The organism is Vibrio sp. TMPB1044 (assembly GCF_030442075.1).
GTDB classification, from domain to species: Bacteria; Pseudomonadota; Gammaproteobacteria; order Enterobacterales; family Vibrionaceae; genus Vibrio; species Vibrio satsumensis.
Map to the genome: position 1 here is coordinate 176,146 of NZ_JAUJED010000005.1, position 22,771 is coordinate 198,916.

At 45.9% G+C, this 22,771-nt stretch carries 21 protein-coding genes and 1 tRNA gene; 9 read left to right on the forward strand and 13 right to left on the reverse strand.

The features are described 5' to 3' along the window. Positions 1-50: 50 nt before the first annotated feature. Complete coding sequence (locus QQ041_RS02805; RefSeq protein WP_285953064.1) at positions 51-1,394, reverse strand: MATE family efflux transporter; 1,344 nt, start codon at positions 1,392-1,394, stop codon at positions 51-53. Positions 1,395-1,433: 39 nt separating this feature from the next. Between QQ041_RS02805 and QQ041_RS02810 the strand changes: the two genes are divergently transcribed. The 5 genes from QQ041_RS02810 (at position 1,434) to QQ041_RS02830 (ending at position 6,390) form a co-directional block, all read left to right on the forward strand. Then, positions 1,434-1,766: a hypothetical protein gene (locus QQ041_RS02810; protein ID WP_285953065.1), complete on the forward strand. Its 333-nt coding sequence runs from the start codon at positions 1,434-1,436 to the stop codon at positions 1,764-1,766. 3 nt (positions 1,767-1,769) lie between these two features. Continuing rightward, positions 1,770-2,060 carry a co-chaperone GroES gene (locus QQ041_RS02815; protein ID WP_004741353.1) on the forward strand — a complete coding sequence of 97 codons (291 nt, stop codon included), beginning with the start codon at positions 1,770-1,772 and terminating at the stop codon, positions 2,058-2,060. 51 nt (positions 2,061-2,111) lie between these two features. After that, positions 2,112-3,758, forward strand: coding sequence for a chaperonin GroEL (groL, locus tag QQ041_RS02820; RefSeq protein ID WP_081230126.1), 1,647 nt, complete (start codon positions 2,112-2,114; stop codon positions 3,756-3,758). Positions 3,759-4,102: 344 nt separating this feature from the next. Further along, positions 4,103-4,660 (forward strand): hypothetical protein, encoded by a 558-nt coding sequence (locus tag QQ041_RS02825; protein ID WP_009847923.1) that lies wholly within the window; start codon positions 4,103-4,105, stop codon positions 4,658-4,660. A 251-nt stretch (positions 4,661-4,911) separates the two neighbouring features. Continuing rightward, complete coding sequence (locus QQ041_RS02830; RefSeq protein WP_081230125.1) at positions 4,912-6,390, forward strand: sensor domain-containing diguanylate cyclase; 1,479 nt, start codon at positions 4,912-4,914, stop codon at positions 6,388-6,390. Positions 6,391-6,513: 123 nt separating this feature from the next. Here QQ041_RS02830 and QQ041_RS02835 read toward each other — a convergent pair whose 3' ends face one another. The 3 genes from QQ041_RS02835 to epmB all read right to left on the reverse strand — a co-directional run bounded on the left by QQ041_RS02835 (position 6,514) and on the right by epmB (position 8,689). Next, on the reverse strand, positions 6,514-7,002 hold the full coding sequence (locus QQ041_RS02835; RefSeq protein WP_048607785.1) for an MgtC/SapB family protein: 489 nt from the start codon (positions 7,000-7,002) through the stop codon (positions 6,514-6,516). Between the two features lie 105 nt (positions 7,003-7,107). After that, complete coding sequence (locus QQ041_RS02840; protein ID WP_285953066.1) at positions 7,108-7,653, reverse strand: prepilin-type N-terminal cleavage/methylation domain-containing protein; 546 nt, start codon at positions 7,651-7,653, stop codon at positions 7,108-7,110. Between the two features lie 13 nt (positions 7,654-7,666). After that, entirely contained in the window at positions 7,667-8,689 is a 1,023-nt protein-coding gene (gene epmB / locus QQ041_RS02845) for an EF-P beta-lysylation protein EpmB (RefSeq protein WP_146490031.1), read from the reverse strand. Positions 8,690-8,722: 33 nt separating this feature from the next. On the opposite strand from epmB, the gene efp reads away from it, so the two are divergent. Continuing rightward, complete coding sequence (gene efp / locus QQ041_RS02850; protein ID WP_019822013.1) at positions 8,723-9,289, forward strand: elongation factor P; 567 nt, start codon at positions 8,723-8,725, stop codon at positions 9,287-9,289. 563 nt (positions 9,290-9,852) lie between these two features. Here the strand turns inward: efp and frdD are convergent. From frdD to frdA, 4 genes are read right to left on the reverse strand one after another with little or no spacing between them, the layout of a single operon-like run. Continuing rightward, complete coding sequence (gene frdD, locus QQ041_RS02855) at positions 9,853-10,239, reverse strand: fumarate reductase subunit FrdD (RefSeq protein ID WP_017067166.1); 387 nt, start codon at positions 10,237-10,239, stop codon at positions 9,853-9,855. A 12-nt stretch (positions 10,240-10,251) separates the two neighbouring features. Further along, positions 10,252-10,635 carry a fumarate reductase subunit FrdC gene (frdC, locus tag QQ041_RS02860; protein ID WP_102530487.1) on the reverse strand — a complete coding sequence of 128 codons (384 nt, stop codon included), beginning with the start codon at positions 10,633-10,635 and terminating at the stop codon, positions 10,252-10,254. A gap of 1 nt (position 10,636) precedes the next feature. After that, positions 10,637-11,401 (reverse strand): succinate dehydrogenase/fumarate reductase iron-sulfur subunit, encoded by a 765-nt coding sequence (locus QQ041_RS02865; RefSeq protein ID WP_009847917.1) that lies wholly within the window; start codon positions 11,399-11,401, stop codon positions 10,637-10,639. Beyond that, on the reverse strand, positions 11,401-13,224 hold the full coding sequence (gene frdA / locus QQ041_RS02870; protein ID WP_081230121.1) for a fumarate reductase (quinol) flavoprotein subunit: 1,824 nt from the start codon (positions 13,222-13,224) through the stop codon (positions 11,401-11,403). The genes QQ041_RS02865 and frdA overlap by 1 nt, the downstream gene beginning before the upstream one ends. Before the next feature lie 501 nt (positions 13,225-13,725). Here frdA and epmA point away from each other — a divergent pair. Continuing rightward, positions 13,726-14,697: an elongation factor P--(R)-beta-lysine ligase gene (epmA, locus tag QQ041_RS02875; protein WP_285953067.1), complete on the forward strand. Its 972-nt coding sequence runs from the start codon at positions 13,726-13,728 to the stop codon at positions 14,695-14,697. A 67-nt stretch (positions 14,698-14,764) separates the two neighbouring features. Here epmA and QQ041_RS02880 read toward each other — a convergent pair whose 3' ends face one another. The 5 genes from QQ041_RS02880 to rsgA form a co-directional block, all read right to left on the reverse strand. After that, entirely contained in the window at positions 14,765-15,652 is an 888-nt protein-coding gene (locus QQ041_RS02880; RefSeq protein WP_285953068.1) for a DMT family transporter, read from the reverse strand. Positions 15,653-15,804: 152 nt separating this feature from the next. Continuing rightward, on the reverse strand, positions 15,805-17,685 hold the full coding sequence (locus tag QQ041_RS02885; RefSeq protein ID WP_285953069.1) for a methyl-accepting chemotaxis protein: 1,881 nt from the start codon (positions 17,683-17,685) through the stop codon (positions 15,805-15,807). A gap of 284 nt (positions 17,686-17,969) precedes the next feature. Next, positions 17,970-19,385, reverse strand: coding sequence for a DASS family sodium-coupled anion symporter (locus QQ041_RS02890; protein WP_146490034.1), 1,416 nt, complete (start codon positions 19,383-19,385; stop codon positions 17,970-17,972). 320 nt (positions 19,386-19,705) lie between these two features. After that, positions 19,706-20,617 (reverse strand): archaetidylserine decarboxylase, encoded by a 912-nt coding sequence (gene asd, locus QQ041_RS02895; RefSeq protein ID WP_081230115.1) that lies wholly within the window; start codon positions 20,615-20,617, stop codon positions 19,706-19,708. Positions 20,618-20,742: 125 nt separating this feature from the next. Continuing rightward, entirely contained in the window at positions 20,743-21,798 is a 1,056-nt protein-coding gene (rsgA, locus tag QQ041_RS02900; protein ID WP_048663217.1) for a small ribosomal subunit biogenesis GTPase RsgA, read from the reverse strand. 150 nt (positions 21,799-21,948) lie between these two features. On the opposite strand from rsgA, the gene orn reads away from it, so the two are divergent. Then, the gene (gene orn / locus QQ041_RS02905; RefSeq protein ID WP_017055371.1) at positions 21,949-22,494 is read left to right on the forward strand and encodes an oligoribonuclease; all 546 of its coding nucleotides are present in this window, start codon (positions 21,949-21,951) and stop codon (positions 22,492-22,494) included. Positions 22,495-22,674: 180 nt separating this feature from the next. Further along, positions 22,675-22,750, forward strand: a tRNA-Gly gene (locus QQ041_RS02910). The last annotated feature ends 21 nt before the right edge of the window (positions 22,751-22,771 follow it).

Here is a 22,771-nt window from a genome sequence, read left to right on the forward strand (position 1 = left end):
TGAGTATAGATACGGGATGCGAGTAAACGAGATGCGAAGAGCTTAAGAGCTTACTCGCATCTCTCATCTGCTTTCCTCCTCACACGAAGCGCAAAGCAATATCCTGAAATTCCACCCATGATGTTCCCTAAGGCTAAGCCAATAAACAACCCTTCGACACCATTGATTTGGCTGCCTATCCACGCAAAGGGCAAAGTAAAGACAAACAGGCGCATGAAGCTCCATTGAAAGGCTTTGAGTGGTTGATGCATCGCATTCATCGCGCTGATCAGCATCATCACAATGCCTTGAAATCCGTAGCTAAACGGGACGACTAACAAGTAATGCCACAAAATGCCTCGCACGGATTCTTCTTGAGAGAACAGGGCGGCCAAAGGAATGCTTAGTGGCACCATCATTAAGAAAATCAAACCTTGGAACATCACAGCAAAGCGCATACTGAGAAACAGTGCCTTAAAGCTGCGTTGTGGGTTGTTTGCGCCAAAGTTCTGCGCCATGAAAGGCGTAAGGGCAGAGGTCAGAGACATCAACACAATGATAAGAATCGATTCAATACGCTGGGCAGCTCCGTAAGCCGCCACGGCTTCGGTTCCTTGTTTGGCTAACATCATCATGATAATGGCGCCAGCAAGTGGATTGAGGGCATTGGAAAGGGCTGCGGGTGTGCCAATGGTTAAGATCTGTTTCCAGTCATCGATGAGGTTTTTTAGCTTAGGCGGAGCAAGTAGCTTTTCTCGTATGGTTAATACATACAGTGAGCCACACAATGCACCAAACCAACTGAAGCCACTAGCAATCGCGGCTCCCTGAATCCCTAATTCAGGGAAGGGGCCGTAACCAAAGATTAATAGGGGATCGAGAATGCCGTTAATCAGGCCGGCCAACATCATAATCTTGGCGGGTGTTTTAGTATCACCACTGGCTCGTATTGCACTATTACCTGCCATTGGAATAACAAGCAGTGGAATGGCTAAATACCAGACTGTCATGTATTCAGATATTAGTGGCAGTAACTCAGGTTCAGCACCTAACAGAGTAAACATAGGCTCTAGCGTTATAAGCCCCAGTGTTGATGCAAAACCAACAAGCAGCACAGCAAGCAGTAAACCGTGGCAAGTAAAACGAGCGGCATTTTGCGCGCAACCTTGGCCCAGCAATCTTCCAATACACGTCGATAAGCCAATGCCTATGCCCATGGTAATGCAGTTGATGGCGAAGGTGACAGGGAAAGTAAAACTCACCGCTGCAAGGGCTTGTGTGCCCAGTAATGAGATAAAGAAGGTATCGACGAGGTTAAACATCAAGATCGCCACCATACCGAATATGGTCGGTATGGTCATGGTACGCAATGTACTCTCAATAGGAGCGGTTAATAGCCCGTGCTTATCTTGCATGCAAAACGCCGATAGAATCTAAAAGCGTAGGATAAACAGATGCGGGCGGGAAGGGAAGAAAAGCAGATGCGGGATGTGAAAGAGCAGATGCGAGTAAACGAGTATCGAAGAGCTAAAAGCGGACAAAAGAAAAGCAGCCTTCTTTTGCTTAATCGCCTGACCGTTACACAGGATTATTCGCAGGGACGTTTTTGCTTTTCGTATCTCGCATCCCGTTTACTCGCATCTGCTCTTACTTGCTCTTATCTGCTCTTTCGATCACAATTTTTCCCTTTAACCCCTTGGGATCTTTCACTTCGCCCCAACATACTCTTTAACCCCATGCCAATCGTGGCAACTATCAAATTAAATGGAAATTATCAGGAGATCTGACCGATGAATATCCGTCCTCTACACGACCGAGTTATCGTTGAGCGCCAAGAAGTTGAATCTAAATCTGCTGGTGGCATCGTTCTAACTGGTTCTGCCGCTGAAAAATCAACTCGCGGTGTAATTCTAGCTGTTGGCAAAGGCCGCATTCTAGAAAACGGTTCAGTACAACCATTGGACGTTAAAGTTGGCGACACTGTTATCTTCGCTGAAGGCTACGGCACTAAGTCTGAAAAAATCGACGGAAAAGAAGTTCTGATCATGTCTGAAAACGACATCATGGCGATCGTTGAGTAATCCGACCCATAAACCTGAACTGACTGAATAAAGAATTTAAAGGAAATAAAGATGGCTGCTAAAGACGTTAAATTTGGTAACGACGCACGTATTAAAATGCTAGAAGGTGTAAACGTTCTGGCTGACGCGGTAAAAGTAACGTTAGGTCCTAAAGGCCGTAACGTTGTTCTAGATAAATCATTTGGCGCACCAACGATCACTAAAGATGGTGTTTCTGTTGCACGTGAAATCGAACTTGAAGACAAGTTCCAAAACATGGGCGCACAAATGGTTAAAGAAGTGGCCTCGCAAGCGAATGACGCTGCGGGCGACGGTACAACGACAGCAACAGTTCTTGCTCAAGCAATCATCACTGAAGGCTTAAAAGCCGTTGCTGCTGGTATGAACCCAATGGATCTTAAGCGTGGTATCGACAAAGCGGTTATCGCAGCAGTTGAAGAGCTAAAAGGCCTTTCTGTTCCATGTGCAGATACTAAAGCTATCGCGCAAGTAGGTACTATCTCTGCAAACTCTGACGCGACAGTCGGTAACATCATTGCTGAAGCGATGGAAAAAGTAGGCCGTGATGGCGTTATCACAGTTGAAGAAGGTCAGGCTCTACAAGACGAGCTAGACGTAGTAGAAGGTATGCAGTTTGACCGCGGTTACCTATCTCCTTACTTCATCAACAACCAAGAAGCCGGTTCTGTTGATCTAGAAAGCCCATTCATCCTTCTTATCGACAAGAAAGTATCAAACATCCGTGAACTTCTTCCGACTCTAGAAGCGGTTGCTAAAGCATCTCGTCCACTTCTAATCATCGCTGAAGATGTAGAAGGCGAAGCGCTAGCGACTCTAGTTGTGAACAACATGCGCGGCATCGTGAAAGTGGCGGCTGTTAAAGCCCCTGGTTTCGGTGACCGTCGTAAAGCAATGCTTCAAGATATCGCTATCCTAACGGGCGGTACGGTTATCTCTGAAGAGATCGGTCTAGACCTTGAGAAAGTAACGCTAGAAGATCTAGGTCAAGCTAAGCGCATTACTATTACTAAAGAAAACTCAACCATCATCGATGGTGCGGGTGAAGAAATGATGATCCAAGGTCGTGTTTCTCAAATCCGTCAACAAATCGAAGATGCTACTTCAGACTACGACAAAGAGAAACTTCAAGAGCGCGTAGCGAAACTAGCTGGCGGTGTTGCAGTAATCAAAGTTGGCGCAGCGACTGAAGTTGAGATGAAAGAGAAGAAAGACCGTGTTGAAGATGCACTTCACGCAACTCGCGCTGCAGTTGAAGAAGGTGTGGTTGCTGGTGGTGGTGTTGCACTTATCCGCGCTGCATCTAAAGTTGCTGGCCTTGAAGGCGACAACGAAGAGCAAAACGTAGGTATCCGTGTTGCACTACGTGCAATGGAAGCGCCAATCCGTCAAATCACTAAGAACGCAGGTGATGAAGAATCAGTGGTTGCTAACAACGTTCGTGCTGGCGAAGGTAACTACGGTTACAACGCGGCTACTGGCGAATACGGCGACATGATTGCAATGGGTATCCTAGATCCAACTAAGGTAACTCGCAGCGCACTTCAGTTCGCAGCATCAGTTGCTGGTCTTATGATCACAACAGAAGCGATGATCACAGACAAACCTCAAGATTCTGGCCCAGCAATGCCTGATATGGGTGGCATGGGCGGTATGGGTGGCATGGGCGGTATGATGTAATCATCCCCCTTTCTCGTAACAGAGAAAGCCATACATAGGCTTTGAAAGATATAAGCTTTAAAGCGGAGACTTCGGTCTCCGTTTTTTTTAGCTCTTCGAAACTCGTTTACCCGCATCTCGTATCTCTCATTTTTTCTTCCCTTATCCGCTCTTTGCCTTTCGCATCTCGTTCACTCGAATCCCGCATCTGCTCTTAACCATTGCTCTTTATGATTTAGCGGCTTATATTCAACAGTACAGTTATGACATTGATCTAACATGGATAGCTGTTGAATAAAGGATAATAAATGCTTGATTGAAAATGGATTAATCAAGTCAACAATAAGTCAGTGGAGACTCCCCCAATGAAAAAACTACTTTCAGTATTAGCTGTGTCGGCAGCGGTAATGGCACCAGCGGCATTTGCTTCATCGCCAGTTATGTTTTCAACGATCAACGGCTTCAACGCACCGGATTCAGATGCGGTTGGCGGTGTACGTTTAGCTCTGCTTCACGGACAAGTAAACGACCTTAAAGGTGTCGATCTTGCGGTTGTTGGTATGTCTGAGACGCAAACAACAACAGGTGTGAACTTGGGTATCTTCGGTGCATCAAAAGTGAACCAAGAAATGACCGGCGCATCTCTAGGTTTCTTCAACTGGAACACGGGTAAAACAACCGGTGTTAACCTTGGTGCAGTGAACATTACCAATGATGTAAAAGGCGCGAACGTGAGTTTCGTCAACTACTCAGAAGGTAACACTATGGTTGATGTGGGTGCAGCGAACCTTTCAGAAGTGTCTACGGTTCAGGTTGGTATTTTCAACAAAACCAACAAAATCGAAGGCGTGCAGATTGGCCTGATCAACTGTGCTGATAACGGTTTCTTCCCGTGCTTCCCGATTGTAAACTTTGCTAAATAACGCTGCTGTTTAGCCTTTAGTTCTACTATTGGCGACTTTTAGTTAGCGCATTAGCTTTTAGTTACGAATTAGCTTTTAAGGCTAAGTTTCTCAACGCCTAAACCCTTGTTTAGGCGTTATTACATTCAATGCCACTTCCTCGATAAACTTCTTCAAATTACCCAATAAGCATGTTGTTTTATATTTGTTGTTGCGATGTTTTGATTTATAAGTACAATGTTCGATAAACCCCCGATGATGATTTATATGCTTTGATTAACCACCATACCGTCGATTTTAAAAAGGCTTTCTTAGGCCTGACCGCCAGTTTTTTAGTAGTTTTGAGCTTGTTGCTCGTTGATTCAGCGGAAGAATCAGATAAACAGTATGGAATGGAAAACCAAGGCGTGACACGCTCTTTAGTGGAGCTCACACAGATCATAAATGCGCTTGAGTACAACATCACGGCTCTTTATCCACTGCATGGGGATACCTACGTATTCTCGCATGACAAAAAGATCGAAGGTGAGACGTGCTACTTTACCAGTGAGGAGCAACATGCCCCTCGTTTTGATTTTATGTTCTCTGGCCCTCGCGAGATGTGCAACCCGAAATCGGACCTTTATGCCGAAGCGGGTAAGCGCTTGTTCATCGCACCGACCATGGCTTATTTTGCCAATACCATTGATACCATCTCTGCGATTTACTTCATTTCAAAAGAGAAGTTCATCATATCTTCGCCTTCTGACTTTGCCAGTTACATCAAGGGCGACACCTTTGATTCGGTTGTGAATAGCAGGCCTTATTGGGTGAACACGATTCGTTTTGGCTTAGCTCAAGGTCAAGACCAGGTGGTGTATACCGGCCAGTACGATGACTACCTGACAGGTCAGAAAGTGGTGACCTTAACCAAAGGGATCTACGTTAATGGCGAATTCAAAGGGGTGTTGGGTGTGGATGGGTATGTCTCTAATCTCGTATCGAACCCTACCCATGGCTATCAAGTGACGAGTACGCGAGGCGCAAACAAATACGGTTTTATGGATTTTACCTATTCCAAGCCTCTGTATGTTGGTGACATTAACACTCAGTTGTATCTGAGTATTGAAGAAGATAAGAGCGAGCACTTTCTGCATGTATTGGAGATGGAGAAGATTCAACTTTCGATACTCTTGATTTTGTATCTGCTCTCAGTTTTATGGTTATGGCGCTTCTATACAAGACAAGAACACCAGCGTTTAAATGACCTAGCAATGCGCGACCCATTAACTGGCTTGCTGAATCGACGTGGTTTTGAAGCTCGATTACTGGCTCAGGATGAAGAGCCTATTATTGGTGTTGGCGTGTTTGATATCGATGATTTCAAAGTCGTTAATGATCAATATGGCCATAAAGTGGGGGACGAGGTGATTTGCCATGTTGCTCAGTTGATGCTGAACAGCGTTAGACAGCAAGATATCGTGGCTCGATTTGGTGGTGAAGAGTTTGTTGTTGCGATTACGGGGGAATCATCAGAGTTGCTTTCGTCGATCTTTGAGCGAATTCAAAACGACATTAGCCTACAGAGTTATCGATGCCCTACGGGTGACAAGATTAGTGTCTCAGTATCTGGTGGCGCGACGCTCTACTCCCTGTATAAGTTCGACAGTGTTGGGCACTTATGGAAAAACCAGAGTATTCGTTCGTCTGATGAGCAGCTCTATAAGGCAAAGGCAGCGGGTAAGAATCAGGTGTGTATTCAGGTGTATTAAGCGCTTTCGTACAAACTCAAAGCCTAGTCGTTTGACTAGGCTTCTTTTTTTGTCTCTAAGGAATTGTGTCTAAGCAATTGTCTCTAAGCAATTGTCTCTAAGAAATTGCACCTAAGATTAGGATTACTTTTTCACGCGACCTTTTCGCATCCACTTCTGATGAACACCACGACGCAGGCTTTGGAAGCTGTTTTCCACCTTATCGACACCAAGCAGAATTACTAGCGCCATTAGCGTGATAATGACCGATTGGGAAAGGTGACCAAGTGCGATCATCATACCTAATGCAGCGAGTACCCAGATAATCGCGGCTGAAGTGACACCATGAATCTTTCCATCCAGTGTCATCATTACTCCAGCGCCAAGGAAACCAACCCCAGTAATGATCTGACCAAGCACACGAGCTTGATCGAGCGTGTTAGGGGAAAGGCTAATCGCCATGGTGAGGAAGAAATAGGTACCGCTGATGATCAGAATCGATGTCCTGATTCCGACCGGTTTGCCGCGTGTTTGCCTTTCGATGCCGATTAACGAACCACACAGCATGCATACTGCAAGGCCTGCCCAGCTAAAGGGGGCAAGGTTGAGAGTTTGTTCTATAAATTGTGTCATATCACCCCTCCTAAAAATTTAGAATAGAGCTGAGTATGCTAATAATAGACCGGACGATCGAACAAAAACTTTTTGTCTTAACGATTGATAAAGATGACGTAAAGTCTAACAGCCGTCTGTTGTTAAGGTGAAGACAGGTGTCGTGGTCTCAGTCGCTTCTTGATATTCAAGGTAACAGTTATCAGCCTGCTTTTTTCGGCTCGAAGGTGCATAAAGAATAATGCCATCGTGCGCGTTTGTGTTGGTAAAGAACCAGTCAGCTCTACCGGTTTCCCAAACCGCATCTAAGAAAGTGGCTTCGATAAGGTGTGCCCAGGCTTGATCATTCATCGCCGCAGGATAACCGTAAGCCACCAATATATCGTCGCCCTCAACATTTACTGACGCACTCGCTGCTTTATCTAAGCCTAATGCTGATGTCTTACCATAAAGCATAGCACTTGCACCCTCCATTCCGCCTTTAAGGCCGTTTAATGTCGAGATACGAGCATCGGTTTGCAGGTTGAGGAACTTCGAAGCGGCCGTTACAGACACAATACCCAGAATCACGATCACCACGACCAACTCGATGATGGTGAAACCTTTTGAGTTGAACTTTAGCGCTTGACGGGATGTGGTTGCTGGTGGAGCAACTGAAGTATTGTGTTTCATTGATACAACTTCTCTATTCAATGTGGAGGTCGAGTGGCGTCTTGCTGCTGCGTCCACCAATCTCACGAGTTAACTTAGGCACCAAGTAGCCAGAAACCTCAGAGATTAGCCCTTTAAAATGATGCTTCGCTTCTTCATCAGAAATATAGAAATGAGCAGCGCCCTGAACTTTATCAAGTACATGCATATAGTAAGGTAAAACGCCAGCATCGAATAGTTTTTCGCTTAATTCTTTCAAGGAGTTAGCGCTGTTGTTCACCCCTTTAAGCATCACGCCTTGGTTAAGCAGAGTCACACCACTTTGCTTCAGCTTATGAAAGGCTTTTTTGAGCTCTAAGTTAATTTCGTTGGCATGATTAATATGGCTCACCATGACCACATTGAGGTGAGTTTGCGCTAACAATTGGCACAGTTCATCCGTCACTCGAGCGGGGATCACAACCGGTAATCGGCTATGAATTCGAACGGTTTTGACATGTGGGATTTGTTCGATAGCACTGATAAGCCATTCTAGTTCGCTATCTTTTGCCATCAGTGGATCGCCACCCGATAAGATAACCTCGTTGATCTCTGAGTGAGCAGCCACATAGTCGAGGCTGGTTTGCCACACCGACTTTGAGCCCTTGTTATCTTGATAAGGAAAATGACGACGGAAGCAGTAGCGGCAGTTAATTGCACAGCCACCTTTCACAATCATCAATGCGCGATTTTTGTATTTGTGCAGCAGCCCTGGAATCGCGTTGTCTTGCTCTTCCAATGGATCGGCAGAATAGCCCTGATGAACCTCGAACTCTTCGCTTAGCGGCAAAACCTGTCGCAGCAAAGGGTCGTGTGGGTTGCCTTTTTCCATTCGTTCGACAAAGCTAAGGGGTACCCGAAGTGCAAATAACTCACGAGCAGCGAAGCCTGCTTGCCACGGTGTTGGGTCTATTTCCAATGCCTCAAGCAGTTTTGTCGGGTCAGAGATCGCATTCGATAGTTGTTTGAGCCAGTTTTGCTCAACAGATTCGACTTTTCGGGTTATGATATGCGGCATTGAAATTAACTCAAAGATGTGGAAGAGAAAATCATGGCGTCAGTAAGCACCAATGAATTCAAAGGCGGTTTAAAATTCATGTTAGATAACGAGCCTTGCTCAATTATCGACAATGAATACGTTAAGCCAGGTAAAGGCCAAGCGTTTAACCGTGTAAAACTTCGTAAACTGCTGTCAGGCAAAGTGTTAGAGAAAACATTCAAATCAGGCGAAAGCTTTGAGCTTGCAGATGTTGTTGACGTTGAACTAGGCTACCTATACAACGATGGCGAATTCTACCACTTCATGAACAACGAAACATTTGAGCAAATCGCAGCAGACGTAAAAGCAGTTGCTGACTCTGCAAAATGGTTAGTTGAAAATGACGTTTGTACTCTAACGTTGTGGAATGATAACCCTATCACAGTAACTCCACCAAACTTTGTTGAGATCGAAGTAACTGAAACCGATCCTGGCCTTAAAGGCGACACACAAGGTACTGGCGGTAAGCCTGCAACTCTAGCAACAGGCGCGGTAGTTCGCGTACCTCTATTCATCGCAATCGGTGAAGTTGTGAAAGTTGATACTCGTACTGGCGAATACGTTGGTCGTGTGAAGTAATTTGATTGTGCCCATCCTATTTTGGGATGGTTCAGTGAAATAGAAAAGGTCGCTCATGAGCGACCTTTTTTTGTATCCCAAGATCAGATGCGCGTAAACGAGATGCGGGATACGAAGAGCTTGAAGAGCAGATGCGAGTAAACGGGATTCGAGATACGAAGAGCTGGAAAGGCAGATACGAGTAAGCGGGATGCGAAGAGCTGGAAGGGCAGATGCGAGTAAACGGGATGCGGGGTACGAAGAGCTGGAAGGGCAGGTTCGAGTAAACGAGATGCGGGATACGAAGAGCGGTAAGGGCAGATTAGAGTAAGCGAGATACGGGATACGAAAAGCAGGAAAAGCAGGAGCGAGCTAGATGTGTGATATTCGACAAGCAACAAAAAAGCAGAACAAGATAACCCTGCTCTGCTTTTAGTCTTTTCGCTCTTAAGCACTTCGATACTCGTTTACCCGAATCTGCTCTTAAGCTCTTCGATACTCGATTACTCGATTACTCGAATCCCGAATCTGCTTTTAAGCTCTTCGCATCTCGATTACTCGAATCCCGCATCTGCTCTTAACTGTTAGATCATAAAGATGAAAATAACAGACAATGCGCTGATTAGGCCTGCAACGAAGTAGCAGCCCACTTTACCCGCAACGCCGACGTGGAACTTAAGGTCGTGCATGCCATGGTGAAGACGGTGCATTGCGTGCCACATTGGCAGTGCTAGCGTACCGATGATGAACAGTGCACCGATAATGCTGGTGGCAAATTCAGACACACGTTCGTAGCTCATTGCGTCCGCATCGATGATGCCCATTGGCACTAAGATACCGAGTACTAAGATCGTGATTGGTGTGATCATCGCGAACCAAGTACCGCCAGCGCCAAATAGGCCCCACCAGATTGGCTCATCAGAGCGTTGTGGGTTGTGGTTAACAGGTTTTACTTTGTAATTTGTGTTCATAACGAAAGCTCCTTACACCACAACAAGAACGATTAAAGAAATAAAAGCCACCGCTGCCCACTGGGTCAGTACGATGATTCTTTTATCAACCAATTTGCCTTTAAGGCGGATTGGCATTACTTGAGGCATCATGCTGAAGAAGGTCTGAGCGTGCAGTAAGCTGCCAAGCAGTGCCACGATGTTGATACCAACAATGATAGGGTTAGCCATAAAGCTCAACCAACCTTCCCACGCTTCAGGACCTTTCACTAGCGCACCCAAACCAAAGGTTAGGAACACAGTGAACAGAATCAAAGGCAGTACAGTTGCTTCACGTAGCATGTAGAAGCGGTAGAACGGATGGTTGCTCCACCATGTTCTCTTCATCTCACGAACATAAGGCTTACGATTGCTCATATTATGCCTCCTCTGCTGTTTTTACTTGCGATCCATCAGGCTTGAACATCGAAATAACGAAGTCCATTGAAGACTCAACTTTGCCTTGGTTTACTGCCGCTGCTGGGTCTACTTTCTTCGGACATACGTCAGAACAGTAACCTACAAACGTACAGCCCCAAGCGCCGTTGTCGCCATTGATAAGCTTCATGCGTTCAGCTTTACCATTGTCACGGCTATCTAGGTTGTAGCGGTGAGCAAGAGCAAGTGCCGCAGGGCCGATGAACTCAGGGTTTAGACCAAACTGAGGACACGCTGCGTAACACAAACCACAGTTGATGCAGCCAGCGAACTGTTTGTACTTCGCCATTTGCTCTGGAGTTTGGATGTTAGTGCCGTCTTCTGGCTTACGGTCGTTACCAATGATGTAAGGCTTGATTGCTTCAAGGCGCTCGATGAACGGCGTCATGTCGACAATCAAATCTTTTTCGATTGGGAAGTTAGCCAAAGGCTCAATCTTGAAGCCATTCGGGTAGTCACGTAAGAAGCTTTTACATGCCAGTTTTGGCACGCCATCAACCATGATGCCGCAAGAACCACAAATCGCCATACGACAAGACCAACGGTAAGACAGGTCTTTATCTAGGTTGTCTTTGATGTAACCGATCGCATCAAGTACTGACATGGTTTCATCAAATGGCACTTCAAAGGTTTGAAAGTGAGGTTCTGCATCGTGCTCAGGGTCATAACGCAGGATTTCAATTTTTTGGATTCGATTCGCTGACATTATGCTTGCTCCTCTTCGCTCTTCTTAGCATTCTCTTCTGCTGCTTTTTCAGCGGCAGCGGCTTTCTCTGCAGCTTCACCGTACAGACGAGCTTTAGGTTGAGATTTGGTGATCTTAACGCCGCTGTAGTCGATGGTTGGTGCTGCATCTTCGTTGTAGAAAGATAGAGAGTGTTTCAGGAAGTTCACGTCATCACGTTCTGTGCAGTTGTCGTCTAGACGTTGGTGTGCACCGCGAGACTCTTTACGAAGGATCGCTGAGTGAACCATCGCTTCTGCAACTTCAAGGCCGTAACCCACTTCGATAGCGTAAAGTAGGTCAGTGTTGAACACTTTGCCTTTGTCTTTAATGCTGATCTTCTTGTAGCGAGCTTTCAGTTCAGTGATTTTGTCGATGGTCTTTTGCATCAAGTCTTCTTGACGGTAGATACCACAACCCGCTTCCATGGTGTGACCCATTTCAGTGCGGATGTCAGCCCAGTTCTCATCACCTTCTTGGTTTAGTAGACCTGCGATGCGATCTTCAACCGCTTTAACTTGCTTAGCGATAGATTCTTCATTCCAGCCTTTGAATTCAGCTGCACGTTTCACTGCTTGTTCACCGGCTACGCGACCAAATACTACAAACTCAGCCAGCGAGTTAGAACCTAGGCGGTTTGCACCGTGTAGGCCAACTGAAGCACATTCACCAACGGCGAATAGGCCTTTAATGCGAGTTTCACAGGTACCGTTAGTTTCAATACCACCCATGGTGTAGTGAACGGTCGGACGAATTGGGATTGGCTCTTTTGCTGGGTCTACGTTTACGTACGCTTTTGCCAGTTCACAGATGAACGGTAGACGCTCTTGCAGGTACTCTTCACCCAGGTGGCGAAGGTCAAGGTGTACGACATCACCAAGTGGGTGCTTGATGGTGTTGCCTTTCTGCTGCTCGTGCCAGAATGCTTGAGAAACTTTGTCACGAGGACCCAGTTCCATGTATTTGTTCTTCGGCTCGCCCACTGGAGTTTCAGGGCCCATGCCGTAATCTTGTAGGTAACGGTAGCCGTTCTTGTTGACGATGATACCGCCTTCACCACGACAACCTTCGGTCATCAAGATGCCAGTGCCCGGTAGGCCTGTTGGGTGGTATTGAACGAACTCCATATCACGCAGTGGTACACCGTGGCGATAAGCCATTGCCATACCGTCGCCCGTTACGATGCCGCCGTTGGTATTACAGTGGTAAACACGACCTGCGCCACCGGTTGCTAATACAACAGATTTTGCTTTAATCGTAACAAGCTCACCTTCAGACATATGAATCGCGATTAGGCCTTGTACTTCGCCATCTTCAACGATCAAATCCACCACAAAGTACTCATCAAATCGTTTGATTGTGTCGTACTTCATCGAAGTCTGGAACAGAGTATGAAGCATGTGGAAGCCGGTTTTATCCGCTGCGAACCACGTTCTCTCTACCTTCATACCGCCGAATCGGCGTACGTTTACTTCACCGTTTTCTTTACGACTCCATGGGCAGCCCCATTGTTCCATTTGGATCATTTCGCGAGTCGAGTTTTCAACAAAGTATTCAACAACATCCTGTTCACATAGCCAGTCGCCACCGCCAACAGTATCGTTGAAGTGGTTATCTAGGCTATCTTCGTCTTTAATTACCGCTGCTGAACCGCCTTCTGCTGCTACCGTGTGCGAACGCATTGGGTAAACTTTAGAAATCAGTGCTACTTCCAATTCAGGATTAGCCTCAGCTGCTGCAATTGCTGTACGAAGACCAGCGCCGCCTGCGCCGATGACTGCGATATCTGTGGTAATTGTCTTCACAGTTATTCTCCAGTGTGATGCGGAGTATTCCGCTTGTTATTATAAAAAGCTTATTGGTGGCACTTACTAACTAATAGCACTTACTAATTGGCAGTACTTACTAATTAATAGCACTTAAACGGCATCAACCGTTCATCACCCCTAAGCCTTAAGTGGTAGGTTCAGTGTAAGAGAGGAAGGTATTCGAAAAGTTGATGCATTTGGGTTTTTAGGTCGGTAGTGCATATGGAGGCATAGAATTTATAGGTTATGTGACTGCAATCACGGCAATGAATTGTTGATAACGATTAGCCCACAGGGCTTGTGTTAACGGCTTGTTGAGTATGATTTTTGTTATCAATGTGGATGTGAAAGCTGTATTGATAATTGTATTGTAGAACGTAATTTTCTGGCTTCATTAAAGCAACATTTTGCTTTCATCTATAGAAAGATAGAAGCTTACAAAAGAGGCGAAAGGTGGTAATTTCCGTCGCCTAGAATTCAGTAATATGGAACTTAATAATGCACTCAACATGGCAACCAGCCGCAACCATTAAGCAGTTAAAGCAACGTGCTGATATCCTTAATCAAATCCGTCAGTTCTTTGCTGAACGAAACGTGATGGAAGTGGATACGCCTGCGATGAGCCACGCCACGGTAACGGACGTGCATTTGCATACTTTCAAAACTGAATTCGTAGGGCCGGGTTATGCGCACGGTCAGCCCCTGTTCTTTATGACTAGCCCTGAGTTTCATATGAAACGTCTATTAGCGGCGGGCAGTGGCTGTATTTATCAAATTTGTAAGTCTTTCCGGAATGAAGAAAATGGCCGTTATCACAACCCTGAGTTCACCATGTTGGAGTGGTATCGCGTCGGTTTTGATCACCATGACTTAATGGATGAAATGGATTTGCTGTTACAGCAGGTACTTAAATCGAGCTCAGCAGAGCGAATGACTTATCAACAAGCCTTTATCGACGTGTTAGGTGTATGTCCGCTTGAAGATTCGATGGATACGCTAAAACAAGCCGCAGAAAAACTTGGGCTCAGCGACATAGCTGACCCTGAACAAGATCGCGATACCTTGCTGCAGTTGCTGTTTAGCATCGGGGTTGAAGCAAAGATTGGCCAACAGGTGCCAGCCTTTGTTTATGACTTCCCAGCCTCACAAGCGGCATTAGCTAAGATTAACCCCGAGGATTCACGAGTGGCGGATCGCTTTGAGGTGTATTTCAAAGGCATCGAATTAGCTAACGGTTTCCATGAGTTGGATAAACCACAAGAGCAACTCAAGCGTTTTGAAGACGACAATGCCAAACGTATTGAGATGGGCTTATCACCTCAACCGATTGACCATCACTTGATTGAGGCATTAAAAGCGGGTTTACCAGATTGTGCGGGTGTTGCTTTAGGTATCGATAGGCTGATTATGCTGGCTTTGGGTTACGACCACATCGATGATGTGACCGCTTTCCCGTTCCCACGTTCTTAGCTTTTTGCTTTTTTTACTGAGAGCTAATAGCTCTCAGTTTCCATCAGCTGACCAGAATACCAGTGCTCTATCTGACCAAAATACCAGTACCCACTACGGCAACAATGGCACCGATCCAAGCGTAGGCATTTGGTCTCTGTTTGGTGTACAGCCAAAGTATTGGTAACAACATGATAGGTGTGGTTGAAGATAACAGAGCGACCATGCCGACATTGCCTTCCTGTAGTGCATACAAGATCAGCGTCATTCCCACCGCCATCGCTAAAAAGCCGTTAACTGCGGTAATCGCAAATATCTGACCATTCATCGGGTTGATTGCGCGTGATAGCTTGGCACCCGTTAAACGAAATGCGGAGTGGGCGACAAAGGCGGTGATCATCCGAATCGCAGAAGCGGCAACCGGGTCGATATTGGTTTGCATCACGGGTTTGGCGATGATGCCACCCAGTGCTTGGCAAATCGCAGCTGTAAGTCCCAGTGCAACACCAATCCACACGGTGCCTTTGATGGTTTCAAGTTGATTGTTAGCCTGTCCTCGACGACCAAAGAATATCGCTGTTAAAACGCCACTGAACACCAAAGCCGAGCCAATCAGCTCAACAGAAGTCATGCTTTCGCTAAATAGGAAGTAACCAAGAATGGCTGAGAACACGGCGTGACAAGAGAACAGCAAACCCGCTTGGCGCGGTCCCATTCGGTTTAAGCAGGCAAATAGGGCGGTATCACCAATGAAGATACCAATCAGGCCAGACAGCATCATCGGCGTGACTAGATTGGCTTCGACAGTTGACCAACCTCCGGTAAACCAAGCCATACTCGATAAGATGATTGCGGTACAACCCATTCGCCAGCGGCTATAGGCGAAAGAACCCAAGTGCTGAGCAGGCTTTACTGACATTAGGCTCGCAATGGCCCAAAGAAAGGCAGCGGCGAGAGCTAACCATTCGAATCCCATCTGAATAACATCCTTGTGTCTGGGATAAATTAGCTCATCAATATGCATCAAACCGAACTGAGAACAAAGTGATTCTTAGCAAAAGCACCACTTTGCTCCTCAGTTATCGATTTGTTCCAGTTATCCGTTTCGCTTGTCTGACTAGCGAAACTTTATACCTTAAAGCGCTCTACATCTCGGCGCATCGACTCGGCAGCGCTGCTCATCTCATTTGAACTGTTGCGGCTGCTTTCCGCTTGTTGTGCAAGATCATCAGAGGCATCTTTAATCCCTTGTGTATTACGACTGATGTCTTCGCTCACGGCACGTTGTTCTTCGGCTGCACTCGCTATTTGCAGCGCCATATCGTTGATTTCGGTGATGGCTTGCGTGATTTTAGATAGGCTGCCATGAGCTTGCTCTGCGAAGCCAACACTGTTCTCTGCCAGTTGAGTGCTGGTGGTCATGCTTTCGACAGCATGTTCAGTATTCTTCTGTAACGTATCAATCATCACGCGGATTTCTTCCGTTGAGCCATGCGTTCTTTGGCTTAGCACTCGAACCTCGTCTGCGACAACAGCAAACCCGCGACCTTGCTCACCCGCTCGAGCGGCTTCAATTGCCGCATTTAAGGCCAACAGGTTGGTTTGTTCAGCAATACCTTGAATGGTGGATAGGATCTTGTTGATGCTTTGAGCATTACTCTCTAATTCACGAATCACATTGGCCGCGTCTTCAACTTGAGTCGCGAGGCCAGTAATCGCATCGCGGTTTTGTTGAATAACCTCCTGACCTTCATTACAAGCAGTGGCTGAAGCTTGAGAAGCAGATGCAGTGAGTTCAGCATGGCTAGCTACTTCAGCTGCGGTGGCGGACATCTCATGAATCGCGGTCGCTATTTGATTGATATCGTTTTGCTGATTTTCAACTCGAATGGAGGATTGGGTCGCCAGTTGGTTGGCCTTTTCGGCATGATTGTTGAGATCGTGGCTGTGTTCTATGACGCCTTTCAACATGCTTTGCATCTGGCTTAAGAACTGGTTTACAAGCTCGGCCAGTTTGCCTATCTCATCCATACGCGTGATATCAATACGTTGAGTGAGATCACCTCTACCTTGAGCAAGCTGAGTCAGTGCTTCTGATAAGGTTTGTAATGGAGAAAGCAGGCGGTTAATCACCATTGTGCTCGCAATCGAAATGACGATATACAAAATTAAAGAAGTCAGGGAGATGAATTGAATCGCGTCAGAGACCGCAGAGAATGCCATTTCTTTATCGATCACAATACCCAATGACCAATCGGTATTCGGAACGTTAGCGATGTAGACCATTTTATCGCCTTGACCAGGCCAAGTTAACGTCGTGATCATTTGGTTTTGGAGCAGTTGTGATACTTTGTCGACCGTTAGCTCTGGGTTTAAACTCGTCAGTGGTTTCTGACTTAGCTCTTCATCAGTGTAGGCAACGATGTTGTTGTTACCATCCACTAAAAACGCAAAGCCATCGTTATCCAGTTTTACATTGAGAACCGTATCAATAATGCTGGTGACGGTTAAGTCTGCTGCGAGGACACCTTGTCTTTCACCGTTGAATGCTTTCGCAAAGCTGATGACAATGCTGCCGTCAAAGTCTTGATAAGGTTCAGTAATGACGAGGTCTGATGTTGCGTTAGCATCTTTATACCAAGGGCGGGTGCGTGGGTCATAGCCTGCTGGCCAATCTTCACCTTTATCGCCATACGCGATAGTGCCATCGCTGAATCCCGCATAAACAGACAAGAATTGCCCAGCTTGTTTGGTGATTAGCAACTCGCGGTCAGAGTTACTACTGCTTGAAATGGTCGGCTCATTAGCAAGCATCATATCGCTGCGAGTAGAGAGCCAATCGGCAATATAATTGGTAGTGCCGACACTGACATTTTTCATTTCTTGGTTGATCGCGACTTCAGTCTCTTGAGTCAGCTGATTAACCGAGATCCATGCTTGAGCGCCACTCACGACGGCAATAATGACCGCAATGGCGATCTGAATTTTAAATTTAATAGTATGTCTCAAGGTCCATTCCTCTCTGATTAGACAATAACCTAACTACAACGACGTACTTGATGGTGAATTGACGTGTCTTTGATGCGTGTATATTGCCGCTGTCTTGATGTTGTTAAATGTGTTTAAAATCAAAAATTTAAAATAAATCATCGTTATTTTTAATAATCCGTGAAGTAGAATCACAATTATCTATCGATCAAAATCGAATAAACCCACCAGGTAGCGAAATCACGATTGCTATCTGGAGGGTTGTAGTGAGAATTTAACGTGCTAGATGATAATAAGCTAACGTGCTAGGTGATAATAAACAGCGCGAGGTAGACCATTGACAAGCCGACAATTCCTAAGATGATGCCCATCTTCGCCATGTCTTTGCTTTCGATAAGTCCGGTCGAGTAAGCCAGTGAGTTTGGTGGTGTCGATACTGGTAAAATCATACCAAGTGATGCTGAGAAGGCGACCACAACCAGCAAGCCCTGTAGACCACCAATCGCAACTAGGCTTTCCATCGATGCACCAATCGCAGCGGCTATTGGCATCAGTAAGTTGGCAGTCGCGGTGTTCGACATGAAGTTCGCCATTAACCAACACACGATAGATAACGTCAGTACCACAGCAGCAGGCGAGAGTGATTCATAGTCAATCGCGTGTGCGAGTGCAGCGGCTAAGCCTGTTTTATCCAAGCCAATCCCAATCGCAATACCACCCGCAACCAGCCACAATACATCCCAGTTAATCAGCTTGAGCTCTTCTTTGCCCATGATGCCAGTGAGAGTAAAGACAGCCAGTGGAATGATAGACACTACATAAGTGTTCATGCCATGCAGTTTGGTGGTCATCCACAATAAGATCGTCGCAGCGAAGGTGATGTAAACCACAATCGCTCGCCAGCTCTTTCTGAATTGTCCATCGAGTTTGAGCACCATGTTCTTCTGCTTGGAAGGAAAAATTTTCTGAAGAAGGAACCAAGCAATGGTGAGTTGGATGATCACAAAGGGCAAGCCCATCATCATCCAGCTGAGGAAGTCGATGGTGTTTTCACCCGTTAGGTATTGTAATGCGATGGCATTGGGAGGCGTGCCGATTGGTGTCGCGATACCACCGGTGTTGGCAGCAATGGGAATACACAACACGAGCGCTTTGATCCCCATGTCGCCTCTTGGTGCCGACGCCACGATAGGACCGAGTAGCGCCAGCATCATTACCGTAGTTGCGGTATTTGACATGAACATCGAGAACACGGCGGTGATCAGCATTAAACCCAGCATGATGAAGCGCGGCTCTGTGCCAAATGGCTTGAGTAGCACTCGAGCTAAGTTGTTATCGAGTTCGTACTTGGATGCGGATATCGCAAGAGCAAAACCACCCATGAATAGGATGATGATCGGTGACGAAAATGCACCGAATATGTCGGTATATTTGATTAACTCACCTAGATCGTGTCCTGCGGGTGGATTTCTAAACAGGTGTAAGCCTTTATCAGAAATCATTACCAGCTCAAGTGCAATGATCAAAATGGAAGTGGCGAATACCGGAACAGGTTCAAGTACCCACAGTAGAGCTGCCAACAAGAATATCGCCAACAAGCGATGTTGAATCAGAGTGAGATCATCGATTGGTATTGAATCTATCGGCATGAATAACACGCCTAAGGGAATCGCAAAACAAATCAACAGCTTGACCAGAACGCCAACATTGGGTTTAGGCATGTACAAAGACCCTATGAATAAAATATCTTCAAATAGAGTAAGTTATCTGGATTTTTGGTACTTGGAGACGGATTGTAAAATCGAAAAGTTGTTTAAGGTTTCGACAGTTGTTTTGTTTTTGGTCAATCTTTTATCTGAGCAATTAGAGGCAAGAGTGAGAAGCAACAGCTGGCTGGGCAGGGGTTGAGGATTGAAAGCTTGGGTTGTTAGGGCTTGAGTAGGAGACGAATTGGTAGAGTTAAGAAAAAGGCGCGTTCTTCTCTGATATAGAAATAGAAAAAGTAACGCGCCTTTAAAACTAAATGAGTTAACTCAAACCGTTAAGCTTGGTCAGTGTTCTCTGTTGAATCAACAGCTTCAGTCTCAACTTCTTTACCAGCAATATGCGCGAAAGGGGTACCAAGAACGGTTTTCTCACCATTTTGCATCGTGTCGTCAAATTTGATCGCACCTTTAGCGAACAGGTTGATAACGGTTGAACCAAGCTTAAAGCGGCCCATCTCTTCGCCTTTCTTCAAGATGATTGCGTTATTGCCTTGTGCTGGGTAATCCCATTTGTAAACCGAGTTACCGCGAGGTGGCGTGATGGTGCCAGCCCATACTTGCTCAATGCTGCCTACGATCGTTGCGCCAACCAACACCTGTGCCATTGGGCCAAATTCCGTATCGAAGATACAAACGACACGTTCATTACGTGCGAATAGGTTTGGAACGTTCTCTGCCGTTAACGGGTTAACTGAGAAAAGATCACCGGGAACGTAGATCATCTGGCGTAGTGTGCCGTCGCATGGCATATGCACGCGGTGGTAATCACTTGGAGACAGGTAAAGCGTTGCGAATTCGCCGTCTTTAAACTCATCCGCTAGCGCTGCATCACCACCCAATAGCTCGCGAGCTGAGTAGTCATGGCCTTTAGCTTGAATCAGTTGACCGTCAGTAATTGGGCCAAATTGGCTTACACGTGCATCGGCAGGGTGAACAATAACTGACTCACCTTCAGCGATAGGGCGCATGCCATCTTTCAATTCACGCACGAAGAATTCATTGAATGTTTTAAAGTGTTTTGGATCGCTATGCAGAGCTTCATCCATGTTCACTTTGTATTGCTTGATGAACCAGTTGATGATCGCTGTCGTTAAGCCGCCCGCTTTAGCAGACGCAAGTTTGCCGACTAGGCGAGTCAGTCCATGTTGTGGAATCCAGTACTGCAATCCAACTTTAATCTTATCCATTGTATTAATTTTCCAATGCTAATTGTTTTTCAATTAAATCTGTTGATGACGGTTTAGGGCGCGAGATGTTACTTAAATTCGCGCCAATTGTCAGTAAATGCACACATTTGTTCACAAAAACGCGATTAGAGATCGGCTTTTTTGTTGCGTGAATACTGACGGTTATCTTTGTTACTCGCCATGCTTTCAATGATGCGGTGGTAGTTGTCGAAACGTAATCGACTGATCTTGCCGTTTTCTACTGCTTCGCGCAGGATACAACCAGGGTCATCGTTGTGTTTACAGTCGCGGAATTTACAACCGCCAAGGTAAGGCTTGAACTCGATGAAGGCTTCAGTGATTTCATCGGCTTCTAAGTGCCATAGGCCGAATTCACGAACTCCTGGTGAATCAATCAGATCACCACCAGAAGGGAAGTGGTATAAACGAGCTGCCGTGGTGGTATGCTGGCCAAGACCTGAGTTCTCAGAGACTTCGCCTTCTTCAATGTCTAGCGTTGGCATTAATGCATTCACTAGGCTTGACTTACCCACACCCGATTGACCAACAAAGATGTTGATACGGTCTTTAAGTTCAGCTTCCAGCTCTTTGATGCCGTAGCCAGACTCTTTACTCACGAACATCACTTTGTAGCCGATCTTCTCGTACTCTTTCAGTGTTTCACGGTATTCAGCAATCTGCTCATCAGTCAGCAGGTCGACCTTATTCAGCACAACAAGTGGCGCGATGTTCACTGTTTCTGAAGCGATCAAATAGCGGTCGATAATATTAAGTGATAGCTCTGGTAGCACTGCCGATACGATAACCATTTGGTCAACGTTCGCAGCAACCGGCTTTAGGCCATCGTAGTAATCAGGGCGAGTCAGCATTGAAGTTCTCGGTTCAACCGCTTCCACAACGCCAGAAATGCCGGCCATGGATTCTAAGCCTGCGCGCCAAGTCACTCGGTCACCAGAAACTAAAGTCTCGATACTACGGCGTAAGTTACAACGATGAACTTCGTTAGTTTCAAGATCTTCGATATCGGCATGTTGGCCAAAGCGCGTAATCACGAGTCCGCTTTTGGTTCCGCCAAGCATGTTCTCATCCCACTGGATAGAATCTTCTTTCTTGAGTCGCTTGTTCTGGTTGCTACGTACACGACGCACTTGACCTTTGGTTAACTTCTTTTTTTTAGCCACAATTTTTCACTTAACACATCTAACTTGATGATTGGGAACTCAAACAGGATGTTGCTGGTACCACGTGATTTCGATGGTCCTAAAGCTAGTTTGAGTATAGTTATTTGGGTATAGTACCTCTTTTACACATAAACAAATAGGCGACGCCTTATGTCCTTTAGCGATCAGAACCTTATTTGGGTTGATCTAGAGATGACAGGACTTGATCCTGAAACTCATAAAATCATTGAAATTGCTACTATCGTTACTGATAGTGAGCTTAACATCCTGGCTGAAGGACCTGTTTTGGCTATTCACCAACCTCAGAGTGAATTGGACAAGATGGACGAGTGGTGTACAACGACGCACACTGGCAGCGGCCTCGTGAAGCGAATTCAAGAAAGCACGGTTTCAGAGCAAGATGCCATCCAACAAACGATTGAGTTTCTTGAAAAATGGGTACCAAAAGGTAAGTCACCGATTTGTGGCAACAGCATTGGTCAAGATCGCCGTTTCCTATACAAGCACATGCCAGAGTTAGAAGAGTACTTCCACTACCGCTATGTTGACGTAAGCACGCTGAAAGAGCTTGCGCGTCGTTGGAAACCTGAAGTGCTAGATGGTTTTTCTAAGTCAGGAAGTCACCTTGCACTTGATGATATTCGAGAGTCGATCGCCGAGCTGCAGTACTACCGAAAAACGATTATTAACATCTAGTCGGATAAAATGATCACGTTTATCTAACTTTTCAGGGACATAAGAGCTAATTTTTTTGCAAATCTGTGTGCTTTTACAGCAGTTGAGTAAAAAGTTTCGTAATTTTGCATTAAGGACTTGCATCACAAAAAAATGCTCTTATAATTCGCAGCCCTGAACGGCGAAAGACGTTTTTAGATTGCGATACTAGCTCAGTTGGTAGAGCGCAACCTTGCCAAGGTTGAGGTCATCGGTTCGAACCCGATGTATCGCTCCAATTTGTAGGTTATGGCGAAAG